We start from the raw sequence: 18,345 nt of genomic DNA on the forward strand, positions 1-18,345 counted from the left end.
GCAGTCATTATTAAAAGTAGTTGGTACTTGTCCTTTGCCTAAAAATTCCTTCCAGCGTTTTCTTAGCTTTTCTTTTAGGCGCTTTAACATGAGATGTGCATCTCCTTTCTTGTAATTAAGAAAGCACCAAAAACGTTCAACCGATCCAATCCCTCTTAATACATAGTATAATACTGTTTAAGCTATTTTGGAAATGAAAATACAATATTTATTTAAAAAAAGGTGCTTTTTTCCATAATGGGATCGTTGTTTCAACACGTATTATATATGTATTATTTTCCGTCTGGAATGAATTCCTATACTAAAAATAAGCAGGGACACAAGAAATTAGGTCCCTGTTTGTTAGATAAGGCACAGGCCAGCTAAGTTCCCAGTAACAAGTAAGACAATCTTTGTCTGATGCTCCGGTTAACCGGTCGTTAGCTGTCGTAGAGGATTTGCCAGTACAGGCATTGGGCGTGGATAGGGCGAATTTAACCTGCACGGGTGTTTATTCTATCGATTTTGCATTTTCTTCTACTTGGAACGGGTTGTCTTTATTGATGTAATCATAAAACATAACCCCATTCAAGTGGTCAATCTCATGCTGGAAAACTATTGCTGCATAATCCCTTAGCCGCATTTTTAGTTCGTTGCCTTCTATGTCAGTAGCCTTTATGGTTATTCGCGCATATCTGGGGACATATCCTTCAACGTTTCGATCAACAGAAAGACAGCCCTCACCGGAAGGAAGATAGGCTTTCTCAACGGAATGACTCACTATTTTTGGATTGAAAAGACCATTACTGTATTGTTTTCCTTTCAAATCCTCAAAATGAACGGCAATCATTCTTTTATTTATTCCCAGTTGAGGGGCTGCTAAACCCACTCCAGGTCTTAATTTGTATTTAGCTGCGATTTCTTCATCTTGACTGTTTTTCAGAAAATCAAGCATATCTTTTAATAGCTGTTTTTCTTCATCCGATGGAGGAGTGGGTACCTCATCCGCCTTTGTTCGTAGTGATGGATGTCCTTCTCTGACGATCTCATCCATTGTAATCATGCTTTTACACTCCTTGCACTAAGTAGTGATAGTATTTTAACATATTATGAAGATTATCATCATAAATTTACTATAGGACAAGAGATTAAAATTAAATATCTACTCTATCATAGAGGAAAAATGTGTTATACTAAGATACAAATTTTGCATCTTAGATTGAAGTGAAGGAGGAAATGGTTGCGTGGTGTTTAAAAAGTCATTATCTATGCTATTATTAACCGCATTACTGCTCACTGCCTGCAGTGGCGCTTCGGCATCCCAGCAGATTTATAACCATCTGGAAGAGGCGGTAAAGCTTGAAGATACATTTGAAGAGCAGCAGAGTGAAATTGTAAAACTGGAAAAACAAGAACAGGAAATCTATAGTCAGATTATTGATCTTGGAATGGATAAGTTTGATAAAATCAAGGAATTGTCCAATCAGGCAATTGAGAGTATCGAAAAACGCAATGAGAAAATTGAGCTGGAAAAAGAAAGTATTCAGGCTTCAGAAGAAGAATTCAAGAAAACAGAAGACCTCATAAGTGAACTGGAGAAACAGGAAGTGAAAGAGAAAGCAGAAGAGCTTTACAGCGTTATGAGTGATCGTTATGATGCTTATGCGGAACTCAATAAAGCTTATACTGAATCATTGAGTATGGAAAAAGAATTGTATACGATGCTGCAGAATAAGGACCTTAAACAGGAAAAACTTACGGAGCATATTAAGAAACTGAATGATGCCTATGAAAAAGTACTGAAGGCCAACGAAAAATTCAACACCCTGACGGCTAAATACAATGAATTAAAGAAAGAGTTTTATAAGGCTGCAGGAATCGATGTGAAATACGAGGAAGAAGAGAAGGCCAGCGAAAAAAGTAATTCAAAATCAAACGAATAATTAATGTGCCAGACACAGGCATACGATATCAGAACCGGATCGGTGACACGACCGGTTCTTTTTATGTGCTTTATTAATACAGTTTTAAATTTTGATTATAACAGTAACAGTATTAATGTACCCAAAAACAGAGAAAGCGCTGTAATCCTTATTAAAAAAATAACAATTTGAATCAAAGTGATTGACCGAATCAGGATATATGAGCTAAACTTTAATTGTGTTATCACTTGTACTAGTCAATTTTGCCTTAAATATGTAACAGTTCTCTGCTTATTATAAAACAGTGATTAGTTTAACCTGAATGAGGGAACAGGAATAAGAGCAAAAATGTACAGATTTTTTTCCTATTTTGGGAAGGCTAGAAAAGAAAACATAAAAACAGGTTATAAAGAAAGGAAGAGGTGAACTATTTTGAAACACGTTTTAGAAAGTGTGGAAAGTCAGTTCGAGACGTTCCAGATTCTTAACGAAGATGGAGAGATAGTCAATAAAGAAGAAATGCCTGATCTTTCGGATGATGATCTGAAAGAATTAATGCGGAGAATGGTCTACACCCGAATCCTGGACCAACGTTCGATAGCCCTAAACCGTCAGGGTCGTCTTGGATTCTATGCTCCAACAGCAGGGCAGGAAGCTTCACAGCTGGGAAGCCAGTTCGCACTTGAGAAAGAAGATTTCTTACTTCCAGCATATCGGGACGTGCCACAGCTGATTTGGCAGGGATTGCCGCTTTACCAGGCATTTCTGTTCTCAAGAGGCCATTTCCATGGTAACCAGTTCCCTGATGAAATGAATGCATTAAGCCCACAGATTATCATTGGGGCTCAATATACACAGGCTGCTGGTGTTGCACTCGGAATTAAAAAACGGGGTAAAAAAGCAGTTGCTGTAACATATACAGGTGACGGTGGTACATCACAGGGTGATTTCTACGAAGGGATTAACTTTGCCGGTGCTTACAGTGCACCAGCTATTTTCTTTGTCCAGAATAACTACTTCGCTATTTCCGTACCTGTTGAGAAGCAGACTGCAGCCAAAACGCTTGCACAGAAGTCTGTTGCAGCCGGAATTGAAGGTATCCAGGTTGATGGTATGGACGTGCTAGCAGTTTATGCTGCAACTAAGCATGCACGTGAACGCGCAATTAATGGTGAAGGGCCAACACTTATCGAAACACTGACATACCGTTATGGTCCGCACACAATGGCTGGGGATGATCCAACACGTTACCGGACCGATGATTTGGATAATGAGTGGGAAAAGAAAGATCCGATTGTACGGTTACGTAAATTCTTAGAAGAAAAAAATCTCTGGTCTGAGGAAGAAGAGAATAAAGTGATTGAACAGGCCAAAGACGAAATAAAACAGGCAATTAAAAAGGCAGACGAGCAACCTAAGCAGACAGTGACAAATCTGATCGAAAACATGTTTGCTGAACTTCCAATTAATCTTAAGGAGCAATTGGAAGAATATAAAGAAAAGGAGTCGAAGTAAATCATGGCACAAATGACAATGATCCAAGCTATCACAGACGCAATGCGCACTGAACTTGAAAATGATGAAAATGTGCTTGTGTTTGGTGAGGACGTCGGTAAGAATGGCGGTGTCTTCCGTGCTACAGAAGGATTACAGGAGAAGTTTGGCGAAGAGCGTGTGTTTGACACACCACTTGCTGAATCCGGTATTGGCGGACTTTCCATTGGTCTTGCACTGCAGGGCTTCCGGCCGGTTCCTGAAATCCAGTTCTTCGGCTTCGTATATGAGGCGATGGATTCCATCAACGGACAAATGGCGCGTCTACGTTACCGTTCGGGCGGTACACAGGAAATGCCTATTACAATCCGGTCTCCATTTGGGGGTGGTGTTCATACACCTGAACTCCACGCGGACTCCTTGGAAGGCCTTATCGCACAGCAACCTGGAATCAGGGTTGTTATTCCATCAACACCATACGATGCAAAAGGGCTGCTGATTTCAGCAATCCGTAACAATGATCCGGTATTGTATCTTGAACATATGAAACTATATCGTTCTTTCCGTGGTGAAGTTCCAGAGGAAGAATATACAGTAGATTTGGATAAAGCTGATATTAAGCGGGAAGGTAATGACGTTACATTGGTTGCCTATGGTGCGATGGTTCATACAGCTTTAAAAGCAGCTGAAGAACTTGAAAAGGACAATATCGATGCGGAGGTAATTGACCTTCGTACCGTATCACCAATTGATATAGATACCATATTGGAGTCAGTTAAGAAGACAAATCGTGTAGTTATGTGTCAGGAAGCACAGCGTCAGGCTGGTGTTGGTGCGCATGTTATTTCGGAAATTCAGGAACGCGCAATTCTACATCTAGAAGCGCCTATCTTGCGAGTAACTGCTCCGGACACTGTCTATGCATTTTCACAAGCTGAAGAAGTATGGCTTCCAAATCATAAGGACATCGTAGAAAAAGTAAACGAGGTAATTAACTTTTAATCATTCATGATGGGAGGTAGTAATAGTGTCTTTTAATTTTAAAATGCCGGACATCGGTGAAGGTATACACGAAGGTGAAATCGTAAAATGGTTCGTTAAAGAAGGCGACGATATAAAAGAAGATGACGTGCTTTGTGAAGTTCAGAATGACAAAGCAGTTGTTGAAATTCCTTCTCCGGTAGAAGGTAAAGTTGAAAAAGTACATGTTGAAGAAGGAACTGTTGCAGTAGTAGGTGATACAATTATCACCTTTGATGCAGAAGGCTATGAATCAGACGATGAGGAAGAAGCCGAGGAAGAGGCTGAGGAACAACAGGATACATCTGAAGAAGCTGCTCCTAAGTCTGAGGACAAAGCTGATAAAGAACAGGCTGATCAGAAAGAAGATAAAAAGGATCAGGATACCGAAAAGAAAGACTCGGAGGATAAACGAGTCATCGCGATGCCTTCTGTACGGAAATATGCACGTGATAACGATGTATCTATCCAAGAAGTACAGGGTTCCGGTAAAAATGGACGTATTCTAAAAGAAGATATCGACAGCTACTTAAGTGGTGACCAAAAAGCTGAAGAATCCGCTGATACTTCAGAAGGTAAAGAAGAGAAAGCAGTTCCAAGCGCCGCGAAAGCACCTGAAGGAGAATATCCTGAAACCCGCGAAAAGATGAGCGGTATCCGTAAGTCTATCGCTAAGGCTATGGTTAATTCCAAGACCAAGGCACCGCACGTTACGTTAATGGACGAAGTAGATGTAACTGAGCTTGTTGCTCATCGCAAGAAGTTTAAGGCAGTTGCAGCTGAACAGGATATTAAACTGACATATCTTCCATATGTTGCAAAAGCATTAGTGTCTGCATCAAAGAAATTCCCAATTCTTAATGCTGCTGTGGATGATGAAACTGATGAAATCATTCACAAGCAATACTATAATATTGGAATTGCAGCAGATACGGATAAAGGATTACTGGTACCGGTAGTGAAAAACGCCGACCGAAAATCAATTTTCACCATATCAAAAGAAATCAATGAATTGGCAGAAAAAGCTCGTAGTGGTAAACTTGCATCTGAAGAGATGAAAGGTGCCTCCAATACGATCACTAATATTGGTTCTGCAGGTGGGCAATGGTTTACACCAGTATTAAACTATCCTGAAGCGATCATTCTTGGAATCGGACGTATTGCTGAGAAACCTATCGTTCGTGATGGGGAAATTGTAATTGCGCCTGTCCTTGCAGTATCATTAAGCTTTGATCATCGTATTGTTGATGGCGCTACAGCGCAACTTGCGTTGAATCAGATTAAGCGTTTGTTGAATGATCCACAATTAATTATGATGGAGGCGTAGATTATGGTAGTAGGAGATTTTCCAATTGAACTCGACACACTCGTAGTTGGAGCAGGACCAGGTGGCTATGTAGCTGCCATCCGTGCTGCCCAGACTGGACAAAAGGTTACGATTGTCGATAAAGGTAATTTAGGAGGAGTTTGTCTGAATGTTGGGTGTATCCCATCCAAGGCACTTATCCAAGCTGGTCATCTGACTCAATATGCACACGGAAGCGAAGATCTCGGTATCACAACTGAGAACGTTTCTGTCGACTTTTCCAAAGTTCAAGAGTGGAAAGGAAAGGTCGTTAATAAGTTAACTTCTGGTGTAGAGAGTCTATTAAAGGGAAACAAAGTTGATATTGTAAAAGGTGAAGTATACTTTGTAGACAAAAACACGGTTAAAGTTATGGACGAGAAAAACTCGCAAACGTATACATTCAATAACTGCATTATTGCTACAGGCTCTACGCCAGTTGAAATTCCAAGCTTCAAGTTCTCTGACCGTGTTCTTGATTCCACTGGTGCTCTAAATCTGAAAGAAATCCCGCAGAAAATGGTTGTTATTGGTGGGGGATATATCGGCACTGAACTTGGTACTGCATATGCGAACTTCGGTACTGAAGTAACAATCCTTGAAGGTACAAAAACACTTCTTGGTGGATTTGAAAAGCAGATGCAACAGCTTATTAAAAAAGGCCTCAAGAAAAAAGGTGTAACAGTTACAACTGAAGCAATGGCAAAAGGCGTTGAAGAATCTGAAGACGGTGTTAAAGTAACGTATGAAGTTAAAGGTAAAGAAGAAACAATCGAAGCGGACTATGTGCTTGTAACAGTTGGTCGTCGCCCGAATACACAGGAAATTGGCCTTGAACAGGTTGGAATTGATGTTGATGACAAAGGTCTAATTAAAATTGATAAACAATGCCGTACAAATATTGATAACATCTATGCAATTGGTGATATTGTGGAAGGCCCTCCACTTGCTCATAAGGCATCCTATGAAGGTAAAATTGCTGCAGAGGCAATCTCAGGCGAGAAATCCGAAATCGATTATCTTGCTATTCCAACGGTTGCATTTACTGACCCTGAACTTGCTACAGTTGGTCACACACAGGATAGTGCAAAAGAGGCTGGATACAAAGTAAAAGCATCCAAATTCCCGTTTGCAGCGAATGGTCGTGCGCTTTCACTTAATGATAGTGAAGGTTTCATGAAGCTGATCACTCGTGAGGAGGATGGTCTTGTAATCGGTGCACAGGTTGCCGGTCCTAACGCTAGTGAAGTAATTGCTGAGGTTGGTCTGGCTATTGAGGCAGGAATGACTGCTGAAGATATCGCCTTAACCATTCATAACCACCCAAGCCTTAGCGAAACAACTATGGAAGCTGCCGAGGTTGCAATGGGTATGCCAATCCATACCATGTAATTATATTACTTGATGATAAAAAAGGAAGCTGGAATCCAGCTTCCTTTTTTTATGTCAGAAATGATAAGTTGGTTGCTTTTTTGGGTAAGTGCAGCCAGGCTATCGATATAGGTAGTTCTAATTAAGGATGACAAAAAACCACTCATCACTTTGCTGTAAAGCCCGGTGGGGGGGTCCATTTTTTAAGAGAGAAAGTATAAAATTTTGGCTCTATAAAATTCTTTGTCAGCAAGAGTCACGTCCAGCTCCAGCGCCCATCACCTAGTGCCCTTCCGGTCTCTTCTTACGATAAAGTAGACTTGCCGATTGGTGTAACCAGAGGCATAGTCGCACTTATACCCTTGTGGTGAAAGTCAACATCAATTCGAAATGTAGGAAGGCCGACTAAAACCGGGCGTTGCGCCCAACGTCGGCACACCCCTATGATGGGGCGTGTTTCCTTTATCTCATAAAAGTAGATCGACTAACACCGCCACTTTGCGTGGCAACGTCGACCCACCCCGTTTGACGGGGCGCAGGGCATACGGTGATAAGCAGGGCGCTTGCGCTTTTGTTCTATGAGAGAAAATTTTCTAAGCTATAGGAAAAGGGCTGTTCCATAAGTGCAAGACTTTATGGAACAGCCCATTTTTTATTTCTTAGTAGTAGTTGTATCCTTTTGTCTTCTTTTTCTTAAGTCAAGCTCTTTACTTTCTTCTTTAAAGGCTTTAACTAGCGAGATTACCACCAATATCATTATAATGGTGAACGGGAAGGCCGCAATAATGGAGGCTGTCTGCAACGCTCCTAGTCCGCCTTGCCATAATAATACTGCAGCAGCACCTGATTGGAGAATACCCCATATGAACTTTACTATATTAGGTGGGTATAAACTTCCGCCAGTCGTTTGCATCCCTAGCACAAATGTTGCTGAGTCTGCTGATGTTATAAAGAATGTGCTAATCAGTAGGATAGCTATTATTGACATCACAGTGCCAAGCGGAAATTGTTCAAGGACCGCAAACAGTGCAACCTCTGTGCCACCGTATTCACTAATTAGTTGCTGAAGGCCAGCATCCTGGAAGTGCTCGAGGTTAAGTGCTGATCCACCAAATACGGAGAACCAAAGAGCACCAAAAATGGTTGGAACCAGCAGAACACCAAGAACAAATTCTCTTATTGTACGGCCTTTGGAAACACGGGCGATAAATGTACCAACAAATGGTGCCCATGCAATCCACCATGCCCAATAGAAGATCGTCCAGTCTTGGATCCAGCTATCTTCTGTATTGAACGGAGTCATTCTAAAACTCATACCCGGAAAGTTCTGTATATAGCTTCCAAAAGTGGTCGTGAACAAATTCATAATGTAGGTTGTTGGCCCGGTAAACAACAGGAATAACATTAATGCAATTGCAAGAACAATATTTGTGTTACTTAAATATTTAATCCCTTTGTTTAATCCTGTCATTGCAGATAACATATACAATACAGTGACAATTAGAATTATCACAAACTGGAGTGTGAATGTTGGATCGAAACCAAACACATATGAAAAACCACCAGCTATTTGGATTGCCCCAAATCCGAGTGAAGTTGCTACTCCAAATATGGTTGCAAATACAACGATGAAGTCGACTAGTGTACCCCAGCCACCTCTGATTTTCGGACCAAATAATGGTTTCAGTATCGAACTGACTAAACCGGGTGCCTGTCGTCTGAATTTAAAATATGCCAAGGCAAGTGCGATGGTTGCATATATTGCCCATGGATGCAGTCCCCAGTGGAAGAAGCTGTAACGTACTGCCGTTTTTGCTGCTTCTTCTGATCCTGGCTCCCCAAAAGGGGGTGTATGATAGTGGGATAGTGGCTCAGCCGCTCCCCAGAAAACAAGACCGATACCCATACCTGCACTGAATAACATTGCAAACCAGGTTAAATAGGAGTATTCCGGCTTTTCCCCAGGCTTTCCCAATTTTATATTACCGTATTTGGAAAATATGAGATAAATGGCAAATCCGAGAAACCCTGTCGCGCTGATTAAATAGAACCAGCCAAACTTCTCGACGATATAGCCTTGGATTGCGGTTGTCACAGTGTCAAGGTTCGCGTTAGGCCATACATCTGCAGGGATAAGTCCCCATAATACGAAAAGTATTGCAACGATTGATGAGATATAAAATACGCGTGTTACTTTTTTCATATAACTGCTCCTTTCTATGTATCAAAGTTAAGAATTCAGATTGTAATTAGCACAGTGTAATATTAAAACATAGACCTTTTTAAAGTTCAAATGATAAAATTTAGTGGTAATATTGTGTCCCTATAACCATTTATCATTCTCAATAAATCTCTTTCCCGCCAAAGATAAAACTAAACAATTATTTAAGAAGATATAGCCAACAAACCGTCTGATAGGATATAATGTAGTTGTCATATTATTACAACTGGGGGGACAGCATTGGGGAAAAATATATGGCTGTTAATACTGCTGGCAGTCTTTCTTACGGCATGCAATGTCGGAAATGCAGAGAAGAATACAGGAGAGTCGGACACAGAGCAAAAAAAGCCGGAAAACGACAGTGAACCGTTAGGACATGAAGATGAGAAAGAAAAGAAACTTTCTGATGAAAACGCAGTGGAGAAAGATGAACCAGAGGTCAGTGAACCTGAAAATAAAGAAAAAGCCTACAAAATTAATGATGAAACTTCATCAGTAATTCCGTTAAACGAGAAAGTATCTGAGAAGGTTGCTCTTCTTACAATTGACGATGCCCCACATACATACTCGCTGGAAATGGCAAAGACACTTAAAAGAATGAACGCGAATGCAATTTTCTTTGTTAATGGGCACTTTCTTGATACTCCAGAAGAAAAAGAAATTCTTAAACAAATCCACAATATGGGGTTTATGATTGGAAACCACACGTTTGACCATGCATTTCTTCCTGATTTATCAAAACAGGAACAGAAAGAGCAAATAGTCAGTCTAAGTGATAAAGTTGAAGAAATTATAGGCGAGCGTCCTGTTTTTTTTAGGGCCCCAAATGGCGCCAATACCGAATACTCTAAGCAGGTTGCTCGAGAAAACGGTATGGTAGTTATGAATTGGACTTATGGTTATGATTATTTTAAACCTTATATGAATGCTGAAAAACTTACCGAGGCCATGGTAACAGGGAAGGGACCTGAAGTAGGAGTTGGATACAGCCTGCTAAAACCAGGAGCCAACCTACTCATGCACGACAGGGAATGGACCGCCACCGCGCTAGATGACATTATAAATGGTCTTCGTGAGAGTGGCTACAGTATAGTCGATCCCAAACTTATTAAAACAATACAATAAGTACGTATTATCAATGCGGTCAGTTAATGATACTGGCCGTTTTCTTATGCACAAAATAACATTTAAATAAATATGTTATACTAATTAAGGGTTGTAATCTTTAATGTGATATACTATACTATTTTTACAGTAACATAATTTATCTTAAAGGAGTTGGATCATATGGGTACAATCATTTGTCAGGACTGTCAAAAAGTTGTAGAGCATTACGATGATGAAAAAGTGACCACTCTGTACGGAAAGTGTCCGACTTGCAATTCAAAATAATTTTACAGTGATACATTGAAAAAAGCTGCATAGCGTCCATGCAGCTTTTTTAATATATGAAAATAAATTTTTAGCAGTAATAGAGTTTTACCTAAAAGGCTTGTGTTCTTTTATAACATGGATAGTATTCAGCGTTTCATCTTGCAGCCCTTGAACAGGAAGTCCTGCCTGTAGATTTTTATAGATATAAGCAATATTTTCTTCCGTGATAATCTCACCCGGAATAAAGATTGGAATTCCAGGGGGATATACCATTATGGATTCAGCGCTGATCCTGCCAGCAGCCTTTCTAAACGGTATAACCTCCGTGTCCGCGTAAAAAGCATCACGAGGAATAAGCGCCAATAGAGGTATATCAGGAATGGTAACGTTAATTTCTTTTTTTGCGGCAAAAGACTTTTTCTCCTGTACAAGTGAACTTAATGCTGTCACTAGCTGTGAAATTGTCTGCTCATTATCTCCGGGAGTTACAATGCACAAAATGTTATACAGATCAGAAAGCTCAACCTCTATTCCAGCCTTCTCACGGAGCCATACTTCAGCGTCATAGCCGGAAATTCCTAGTTCTTTTACCGATATGATAAGTTTGGTTGGGTCGTAATCGAATGTTGCTTCACTTCGAATCACTTCTTCTCCGATACAATGGATATACTCTAGCGTATTAATCTTTTTACGGGCGGTATCTGAAAGGCAGATCGCTTTTTCCATCAACTGTTTTCCATGTATTGCAAGCTGTTTCCGAGCCACATCGAGGGAGGCGAGCAGGATATAGGATGTGGAAGTGGTTGTCAACATTGAAAGAACAGTCTGGACCCGTTCACTGGAAACTCTTCTCCCTTTTAAGTTGAGGACTGAACTCTGAGTGAGTGATCCGCCCAGTTTATGGACACTAGTTGCTGCTAGGTCAGCTCCAGCCTGCATAGCCGATAATGGCAGCCGTTCATGGAAGTGGATATGTACGCCATGTGCCTCATCCACCAGGACAGGAACATCATATTGGTGAGAGGTCTCCACAATTTTCTCAAGATCTCCGGCAACGCCGAAATACGTTGGGTTAATGACCAGAACTGCTTTTGCATCTGGATGTGCCTCCAACGCATGCTTCACAGCAGTAGGAGTAATACCATGTGAAATTCCCAGGTCTTCATCAAGTACTGGGTGAACAAAAACAGGTACGGCTCCAGCAAATATAATCGCAGAAGTTACTGATTTATGGACATTGCGCGGTACAATAATTTTTTCCCCAGGTGCACAGACACTTAATACCATTGTCATTATGGCACCGCTAGTCCCTTGTACAGAAAAAAATGTCTGGTCTGCCCCAAATGCTTCAGCGGCTAGTTCCTGTGCCTCTTTAATCATCCCGTGTGGGTGGTGAAGGTCATCAAGCGGCTCAATATTAATGAGGTCAATTGAAAATAAATTATCTCCAAGGAATTCACGGAACGCCGGATCTGCTGCTCGTCCTTGTTTATGGCCAGGTATATGAAACTGGGTTGGTTTCTTTTTGGCATGCTCAATCAACCCACTGAATAATGGTGTGCTATTTTGCGATTTCAAAAAATCACCTCGGTGTGGTATAGAGAATAACGACTGAATTATAGCAAATTTATATTTCCTAAGCTAGTTATTATATACGAAAGTAGCCATATACAGAGCGAAAGTGATACGATAAAAAGAAAAGGGGTGGAGCTGGTGAATTGGAAGACACGTGTTACTGAATTATTAAATATTGAATATCCAATCATACAGGGAGGGCTTGCTTATCTGGCGTATGCTGATCTTGCCGCCGCTGTTTCCAATGCGGGAGGGTTAGGACAGGTAACAGCTATGAGCCTGCCAGGACCGGACGAGCTGCGGAGTGAAATCAGGAAAGTGAAATCACTGACCGATAAGCCGTTTGGAGTGAATTTTGCAATAGGGCAGCATGGCAGACCATATGAACATATGGTTAAGGTCGCAGTTGAGGAAGAAGTACCAGTTATATCTGTTACGGGTGGTAATCCTAAGGGGGTTTTGGACTTAGTCAAGGACCATCCAATCAAGAAACTAGTACTTGTGGCTGCACGCAGACAAGCTGAGAAGGCTGAAGAACTGGGCGCCGATGCGGTCATGGTTGTTGGGCAAGAAGGCGGCGGACACCTTGGACGCGGGGACGTAGGAACATTTGTATTGACCCCGCAGGTAGTGGATTCGGTTTCCATACCAGTACTAGCATCAGGCGGAATCGTCGATGGTCGCAGTATGATGGCAGCCCTGGCGCTTGGTGCGGAAGGGATCGAAATGGGGACAAGGTTCATTGCCACCAAGGAATGTGTCGACGCCCATATGGATTATAAGCAGGCAATAGTGGATGCTGACGAAAATTCAACAGTAGTTATTAAAAGGTCACTTGGTACACCCGCCAGAGCGTTAAAAAATCCATGGACAGATAAAATTCTTCAGATTGAGGAACAGCAGGGAGGATATGAATCCCTTAAAACATACATAAGTGGGGAAGCTAACAAGAAATATATATATAAGGGCAGTGCGGATGAAGGATTCGGTTGGGCTGGCCAGGGGGCGGCAAGAATCAATAACATTCCCTCTGTTAAAGAACTGATCGGTGGAATGGTTAAAGAATGTTCTCAAATTGCGGGAAAATGGACAGAGTGAGGTGACAACGCACCATGAGTTATCATTATCCATTGGATGAAACTTGGTCAAAACAAGAAATTATAGATGTAGTGAACTTTTTTTCGACGGTTGAACGTGCATATGAACAACAGGTAAGCAGAAAGGACCTTTTGGCTGCCTATACAAGATTTAAGCAGATTGTTCCTTCGAAAAGCGAAGAGAAGGCATTGTTCGCAGAATTTAAAAATGCATCCGGCTATGCATGCTATCCGGTTGTAAAGAAAGCCAGAGAGCAAGATCAGGAAAAAATCAAGATGGATTAGAAAAAGACCTCAAGTGCGAGGTCTTTTTTCATTGGAATTTTAATAAAAGATTAGGGAATGTATGCAGGGCCATTGCTTCTTTCAGATAGGGACATAGGATTTCTTTTAATAAAAGTTGGTAAAAGTTAAAACCTTTTGGTTATTATTTCGTATAACTTAATAACTGGAGGTGATTGTGTGAAATGTTTTATGACTATCACTCGAATTATTACTATTTTACCGGTGTTAGGAGTATTTTTAGTCATTGTCGGTTGCACTTCGAACTACCCAGAGTCAAAGGATATGAACATAACTACATTAGAAACAGTATTAAAAAATACATTTACAGCAGGGCCGGATGACGAATTAACCAAACTACTAACGAAACGCGAAAATGCAACAATTATTGGTGAGGACCCTGAAATAAAACAACCACAAAAACCAACTGAACTGGATTTATTTCTAGAAGAAATGTATCGTACCCATTTCACTGAGTATATGTTTCATGAATATTTAACGATATATGCGACAAGCTTTCAGCCGCTTGGCGGAGAAAGGATAAAAGTTGAAAGTATTAATATCGAGCAGTTAGAGGATTATGAAAACAGATATGATTTCATTACAATAGTGGAGTTACAGAATAAGGGAAAAGTCTTCGAAATTAAAGGGGAAGCCAAGTTCACCGAGGGTGGTAAAATAAGTTTGTTTCAATTATTAACTGATAGTGGTTTATCGGACACCTTACAACTAAGATAATAAACCAGAGGACTTCCTAATAATGGAAGTCCTCTGTGGGAGTTAACGTGGTAGAAATTTATAACTTTCTCTCATGTATTCATGGAGACTTTATATAAAGGGGTTAACTTACTGTATGTTACTTTTACTTCTTTCAAAAAAGCATTCCCGTCTTTTAACAGTGGACTGTCCGGCTGTATGTGCCGGCCAACTAGAAATTCAGCCTTTTTAACATTCTTAAACCTGGTTAGCGCCTGTTCCAGGTCAACGTCCTTCATTTTTGTCGCCTCTTTCTTTGTATGATCCAGGGAGACCACGTAATCATCCGGAACTGACGCTTTAATGTCGTCCAGGTGGTTTAAAAACCTGCTAGCTATTTCTTGTTTTTCCGGAAGTTCATAGATATAAGCTAGCCAGATAAACAGGTGGTCATCAAACAACCCAATTTGGAAATGCGGGTGTTTTTTATAGCCGCGTTTATTATGACAGAAAGCCATCCAAGTATCCTTAGGAGGGTTCTTCGTTCTTCGCATATGCTGGGCAATATGTATATGCATCTCATTGCCAGTAAGCTCGGATATATCATCAGCAAGCGCGTCACCAATTGCTTTAAACTTAGGCTGGATTCTTTCTCTTATAGCGTCCATCCGCTGGTCCAGACCTTCTATTTCAAATGTTTTAAAGTCGTCTTCAGTAAACCCATTGAATTCCACATTACTCATCCCTTCTGCTGGTTCTGTATTAGATTATAATAATTATTATTAAGCAAATATACCAATCAGTCAAGCTATATCCCGTCAGAAAGGTTTAAAGCGACTTGGCATAGGGGAATGTAACAGTAAATAACTGATAAAGCACTATGAACAAAAAGGAATCTGGTGTCATATATATAATATAAGCCAACTGAAAGGTTGTGGAATCTATGAAATATGTAATGGAGGCGCTGCGACGAAAAGAAGCAAAGGAAAAACTTCCGGTTATTCGAATGGAGATTGACTATGAATTAATGACCTTATTCGATGCAATGCAGGCGAACGATAAAATTCAAAAGATAAAATCCAAAGAGCGCCTGGAACAATTACGTCTCCAGTTACAGGAAATCGAAAGTGAATAATACCGGATAATGACCCCAAGTTACATATGTCCAAAACATATGGACAAAATTTGGGGTCGTTATATTTTTGGTTTAACACAAAATCTATAAACTGCGACGTAACAGCACGGTTGATTTTCGCTTCAGGCAGTCGCTTTCCGCGGGCACGGCTTCAGTCTCCTCACGGAAAACCACCGCTGCGGGGTCTTCAGACTCGTGCTTTTCCCGCAGGAGTCGACTGCCTTACGCTCCAATCAACGTTAAGTTAGATAAGGAGATTCATGTAGAATTCAGTGAAAGCACGTTAGAAATACACTCAAACCCCTATAAGTAATGGACACCAAGCGTAAGCAATTCGCATAGACTCCTGTGGAACAACGAGCCTAAGAGACCCGGCAGTGAGCGGTCTATGCGAGCGAGGAGGCTCGTGGTGAGTCCAACGGCAAAGGAAACACTGTGAAAGCTTTAGCTTGAACAGATGTTGGACTTGCACCCGGAGTTGTGAAAGAGAAATGTATTGCTGAAGCGATTGCCTAACACGTCCGAAATTCACTACGTCGCATTTGATATCAATTACGTATGTCAGGAGCATCCGAATTTATGAACAAAGCTCGTGGGAATGTCTCATAAATGATTCTATCCTTTCCATTTGATATCATAGAAACAGTCAAGCAGAAAATGGAGGCCTACATATGAACCAGGAACAACGGGAAACAATATATAAACAGGCAAAGGAATGGGTCCTGGAAGCAGGAGCCACAATACGAGAAAAGATTAATGAGCCACTTGAGATAAACACAAAGTCGAATCCTAATGATCTAGTTACCACAATGGACAAGAATACAGAGGACTTTTTTGTTACTCGAATTAAAAAGAATTATCCTGAACATTATGTATTAAGTGAAGAAGGTTATGGTGACGAACTGGAATCGCTTGGAGGAACGGTATGGATTCTCGATCCGATTGACGGAACAATGAATTTTGTGCATCAAAAACGTAATTTTGCCATTTCTCTCGGCATTTATTATGACGGAATCGGCGAAATCGGCCTTATTTATGATGTTATGAACGATAACCTGTATACTGCTAAACGTGGAGCAGGTGCTTATAAAAATAATGTGAAGCTTGAGAATTTACAGGGAGAAAAGAAGTTGGAAGAGTCGATCGTAAGCCTTAATCATTTCTGGCTCTGTGAAAATCGTCTGGTTGATGAACAGGTAATGCAGGATTTCGTCAGGACAATCAGGGGAACACGGACTTATGGATCAGCGGCACTGGAGTTCTCTTTTCTTGCTGAAGGAATTATCGATGGATACTTAACGATGAGCTTGTCTCCATGGGATATAGCTGCCGGTATCATAATTGTCAATGAAGTCGGCGGTGTAACATCAACCATCCATGGTGACGAACTCAATCTGCTGGAAAAAAGTTCTGTATTGACATGTAATCCTTCACTTAAGGAACAAATTGTTAATGATTATATGGAAAAAGGAAAGAAGTGACTCTGTTTTTCAGAGTCACTTCTTTTTACGTTTGAGTGAAAGCCCGTATCCCATAAATGCAAATCCCAATATAATAAATAATAGAACAAACCAAACATTACGGAATGCAATGGCTATCCCAACTAGGATAAACATTAGGATTACCAGGGTTGCTAACAGCAACATGGGAATATTAATATTTTTCATTATGTACACCTCTTTTTTCCTGAACAAGTATATCGTAAATCTTCCTATTACACAAAGTTAAAATTCAATAGATGTTCAATGTTAAACTGGCATGTGCCGTGAAGTTTTAGTATGATAGATAGAGGATTTTTTATAAAAAGGAAAAACAGGTAATTTAGTTAACACACAGCAGTGGGGGAGTTTAACCAATGAATACGAATTTCAGTCCTATATACGAATTTTTAGTCAACAACTTTCATGGACATGAATTGGCAATTTTCTATTTCCTGAATTTTATTTTTGCATCAATTGCATATAAACTCGGTTTTGCTCGGGAACTACCTATTTTAAAATCAGTTGTCGTATACATATTGCTTGCATTTGGTTCTATCATTATAACTTTTTTCAGTATTGTCGGTTATCCTATCACAGAGAGCCTGATTGTGATATCTCTTGTGATGGGGGTTTATCGTTTCAGACTATATCAGGACAGGAAAAAGAAACGAGAAGCATGAAAAAACTCCCTAACCGGGAGTTTTTTTATATTAAATCTTTTTTCTTTTTGCGTTCCCGATATAGTTGAAAGTCACCGGTGGCATGTCTTTTCTTGGTATTACTATCAATACGGCTATAACATTCTTCGCAAAGATACATATTTATTTTTCTGTTTCTCAAACGCTTTGCCTGCAACGAGTAATCTTCTATATCTTCAATAACATCACAAAGTACGCATTTAACTTTCATTTTTTCACCTCTATCAATTAGGCTTATACCTAATAGTATAGCATGTAGTGAGCCCACATGAAAGTTCACGTTTCAGGGAAGAATAGGAAGGGAATATATAACACAAGTTCAAACTAGGGAAGGGTGATTAAATGAGAAAACGGTATATAGCATCAGCTATCGGTGCAACTGGAGCAGGGATTGCAGGATATTTACTGCGTAATGAAAACAATCGCAGTAAGCTAAAACAACGTGCAAAGTATTATTCAGATAAGGTCCGGAGTAAAAACAGCTCAGATCATACATTAGAAGAAGCAGGAATCCCTGATCAGATGAGTGAATATGATACAGAGCAGTTTGAGAACTCCAAAATGGTTTCCGAGGGATCCCAATTTGGTGTAGAGTACTATAATGAAGTGAAAAATAATAAAAAAGAGAATATGTAAGAGAAAAGGTGCTTCTCAT

Annotated in this window: 20 protein-coding genes; 14 read left to right on the forward strand and 6 right to left on the reverse strand. The window is 40.4% G+C overall.

What is annotated here, in order from left to right; genetic code table 11:
- Window positions 1-490: 490 nt before the first annotated feature.
- Window positions 491-1,042, reverse strand: coding sequence for a peptide deformylase (gene def / locus ACFO3D_RS01885; RefSeq protein WP_390292897.1), 552 nt, complete (start codon window positions 1,040-1,042; stop codon window positions 491-493).
- Between the two features lie 181 nt (window positions 1,043-1,223).
- On the opposite strand from def, the gene ACFO3D_RS01890 reads away from it, so the two are divergent.
- From ACFO3D_RS01890 to lpdA, 5 genes are all read left to right on the forward strand, one after another.
- Window positions 1,224-1,922 (forward strand): YkyA family protein, encoded by a 699-nt coding sequence (locus ACFO3D_RS01890; protein WP_390292898.1) that lies wholly within the window; start codon window positions 1,224-1,226, stop codon window positions 1,920-1,922.
- Window positions 1,923-2,333: 411 nt separating this feature from the next.
- Entirely contained in the window at window positions 2,334-3,416 is a 1,083-nt protein-coding gene (gene pdhA / locus ACFO3D_RS01895) for a pyruvate dehydrogenase (acetyl-transferring) E1 component subunit alpha (protein WP_390292899.1), read from the forward strand.
- A gap of 3 nt (window positions 3,417-3,419) precedes the next feature.
- A complete protein-coding gene (locus ACFO3D_RS01900) occupies window positions 3,420-4,397 on the forward strand; it encodes an alpha-ketoacid dehydrogenase subunit beta (RefSeq protein WP_390292900.1) in 978 nt (325 codons plus the stop codon).
- A 25-nt stretch (window positions 4,398-4,422) separates the two neighbouring features.
- Complete coding sequence (locus tag ACFO3D_RS01905) at window positions 4,423-5,742, forward strand: dihydrolipoamide acetyltransferase family protein (protein WP_390292901.1); 1,320 nt, start codon at window positions 4,423-4,425, stop codon at window positions 5,740-5,742.
- A gap of 3 nt (window positions 5,743-5,745) precedes the next feature.
- Window positions 5,746-7,152 carry a dihydrolipoyl dehydrogenase gene (gene lpdA, locus ACFO3D_RS01910; RefSeq protein ID WP_390292902.1) on the forward strand — a complete coding sequence of 469 codons (1,407 nt, stop codon included), beginning with the start codon at window positions 5,746-5,748 and terminating at the stop codon, window positions 7,150-7,152.
- Between the two features lie 631 nt (window positions 7,153-7,783).
- Here the strand turns inward: lpdA and ACFO3D_RS01915 are convergent.
- Complete coding sequence (locus ACFO3D_RS01915; protein WP_390292903.1) at window positions 7,784-9,334, reverse strand: glycine betaine uptake BCCT transporter; 1,551 nt, start codon at window positions 9,332-9,334, stop codon at window positions 7,784-7,786.
- 258 nt (window positions 9,335-9,592) lie between these two features.
- Between ACFO3D_RS01915 and ACFO3D_RS01920 the strand changes: the two genes are divergently transcribed.
- Both ACFO3D_RS01920 and ACFO3D_RS01925 read left to right on the forward strand, forming a co-directional pair.
- Complete coding sequence (locus ACFO3D_RS01920) at window positions 9,593-10,477, forward strand: polysaccharide deacetylase family protein (protein WP_390292904.1); 885 nt, start codon at window positions 9,593-9,595, stop codon at window positions 10,475-10,477.
- Window positions 10,478-10,639: 162 nt separating this feature from the next.
- A complete protein-coding gene (locus tag ACFO3D_RS01925; RefSeq protein WP_390292905.1) occupies window positions 10,640-10,744 on the forward strand; it encodes a GapA-binding peptide SR1P in 105 nt (34 codons plus the stop codon).
- 87 nt (window positions 10,745-10,831) lie between these two features.
- Here ACFO3D_RS01925 and ACFO3D_RS01930 read toward each other — a convergent pair whose 3' ends face one another.
- Entirely contained in the window at window positions 10,832-12,304 is a 1,473-nt protein-coding gene (locus tag ACFO3D_RS01930; protein WP_390292906.1) for an aminotransferase class I/II-fold pyridoxal phosphate-dependent enzyme, read from the reverse strand.
- Window positions 12,305-12,439: 135 nt separating this feature from the next.
- Here ACFO3D_RS01930 and ACFO3D_RS01935 point away from each other — a divergent pair, with 135 nt between their 5' ends.
- The 3 genes from ACFO3D_RS01935 (at window position 12,440) to ACFO3D_RS01945 (ending at window position 14,418) form a co-directional block, all read left to right on the forward strand.
- Window positions 12,440-13,399 (forward strand): NAD(P)H-dependent flavin oxidoreductase, encoded by a 960-nt coding sequence (locus tag ACFO3D_RS01935; protein ID WP_390292907.1) that lies wholly within the window; start codon window positions 12,440-12,442, stop codon window positions 13,397-13,399.
- Between the two features lie 14 nt (window positions 13,400-13,413).
- On the forward strand, window positions 13,414-13,683 hold the full coding sequence (locus tag ACFO3D_RS01940; RefSeq protein ID WP_390292908.1) for a UPF0223 family protein: 270 nt from the start codon (window positions 13,414-13,416) through the stop codon (window positions 13,681-13,683).
- A gap of 177 nt (window positions 13,684-13,860) precedes the next feature.
- A complete protein-coding gene (locus ACFO3D_RS01945; protein WP_390292909.1) occupies window positions 13,861-14,418 on the forward strand; it encodes a hypothetical protein in 558 nt (185 codons plus the stop codon).
- A gap of 71 nt (window positions 14,419-14,489) precedes the next feature.
- Here the strand turns inward: ACFO3D_RS01945 and ACFO3D_RS01950 are convergent, their stop codons facing one another.
- A complete protein-coding gene (locus ACFO3D_RS01950) occupies window positions 14,490-15,110 on the reverse strand; it encodes a YktB family protein (protein WP_390292910.1) in 621 nt (206 codons plus the stop codon).
- Between the two features lie 209 nt (window positions 15,111-15,319).
- On the opposite strand from ACFO3D_RS01950, the gene ACFO3D_RS01955 reads away from it, so the two are divergent.
- Entirely contained in the window at window positions 15,320-15,511 is a 192-nt protein-coding gene (locus tag ACFO3D_RS01955) for a hypothetical protein (protein WP_390292911.1), read from the forward strand.
- Between the two features lie 671 nt (window positions 15,512-16,182).
- A complete protein-coding gene (locus ACFO3D_RS01960) occupies window positions 16,183-16,992 on the forward strand; it encodes an inositol monophosphatase family protein (RefSeq protein WP_390292912.1) in 810 nt (269 codons plus the stop codon).
- Window positions 16,993-17,007: 15 nt separating this feature from the next.
- Here ACFO3D_RS01960 and ACFO3D_RS01965 read toward each other — a convergent pair whose 3' ends face one another.
- Window positions 17,008-17,178 (reverse strand): DUF5325 family protein, encoded by a 171-nt coding sequence (locus tag ACFO3D_RS01965; protein ID WP_390292913.1) that lies wholly within the window; start codon window positions 17,176-17,178, stop codon window positions 17,008-17,010.
- Window positions 17,179-17,366: 188 nt separating this feature from the next.
- Here ACFO3D_RS01965 and ACFO3D_RS01970 point away from each other — a divergent pair, with 188 nt between their 5' ends.
- A complete protein-coding gene (locus tag ACFO3D_RS01970; RefSeq protein ID WP_390292914.1) occupies window positions 17,367-17,672 on the forward strand; it encodes a YlaH-like family protein in 306 nt (101 codons plus the stop codon).
- A gap of 25 nt (window positions 17,673-17,697) precedes the next feature.
- Here the strand turns inward: ACFO3D_RS01970 and ACFO3D_RS01975 are convergent, their stop codons facing one another.
- The gene (locus ACFO3D_RS01975) at window positions 17,698-17,901 is read right to left on the reverse strand and encodes a YlaI family protein (protein ID WP_390292915.1); all 204 of its coding nucleotides are present in this window, start codon (window positions 17,899-17,901) and stop codon (window positions 17,698-17,700) included.
- 131 nt (window positions 17,902-18,032) lie between these two features.
- On the opposite strand from ACFO3D_RS01975, the gene ACFO3D_RS01980 reads away from it, so the two are divergent.
- Window positions 18,033-18,326: a hypothetical protein gene (locus ACFO3D_RS01980; protein WP_390292916.1), complete on the forward strand. Its 294-nt coding sequence runs from the start codon at window positions 18,033-18,035 to the stop codon at window positions 18,324-18,326.
- The last annotated feature ends 19 nt before the right edge of the window (window positions 18,327-18,345 follow it).

The organism is Virgibacillus kekensis, from assembly GCF_042654125.1.
Classification (GTDB): domain Bacteria; phylum Bacillota; class Bacilli; order Bacillales; family Amphibacillaceae; genus Lentibacillus; species Lentibacillus kekensis.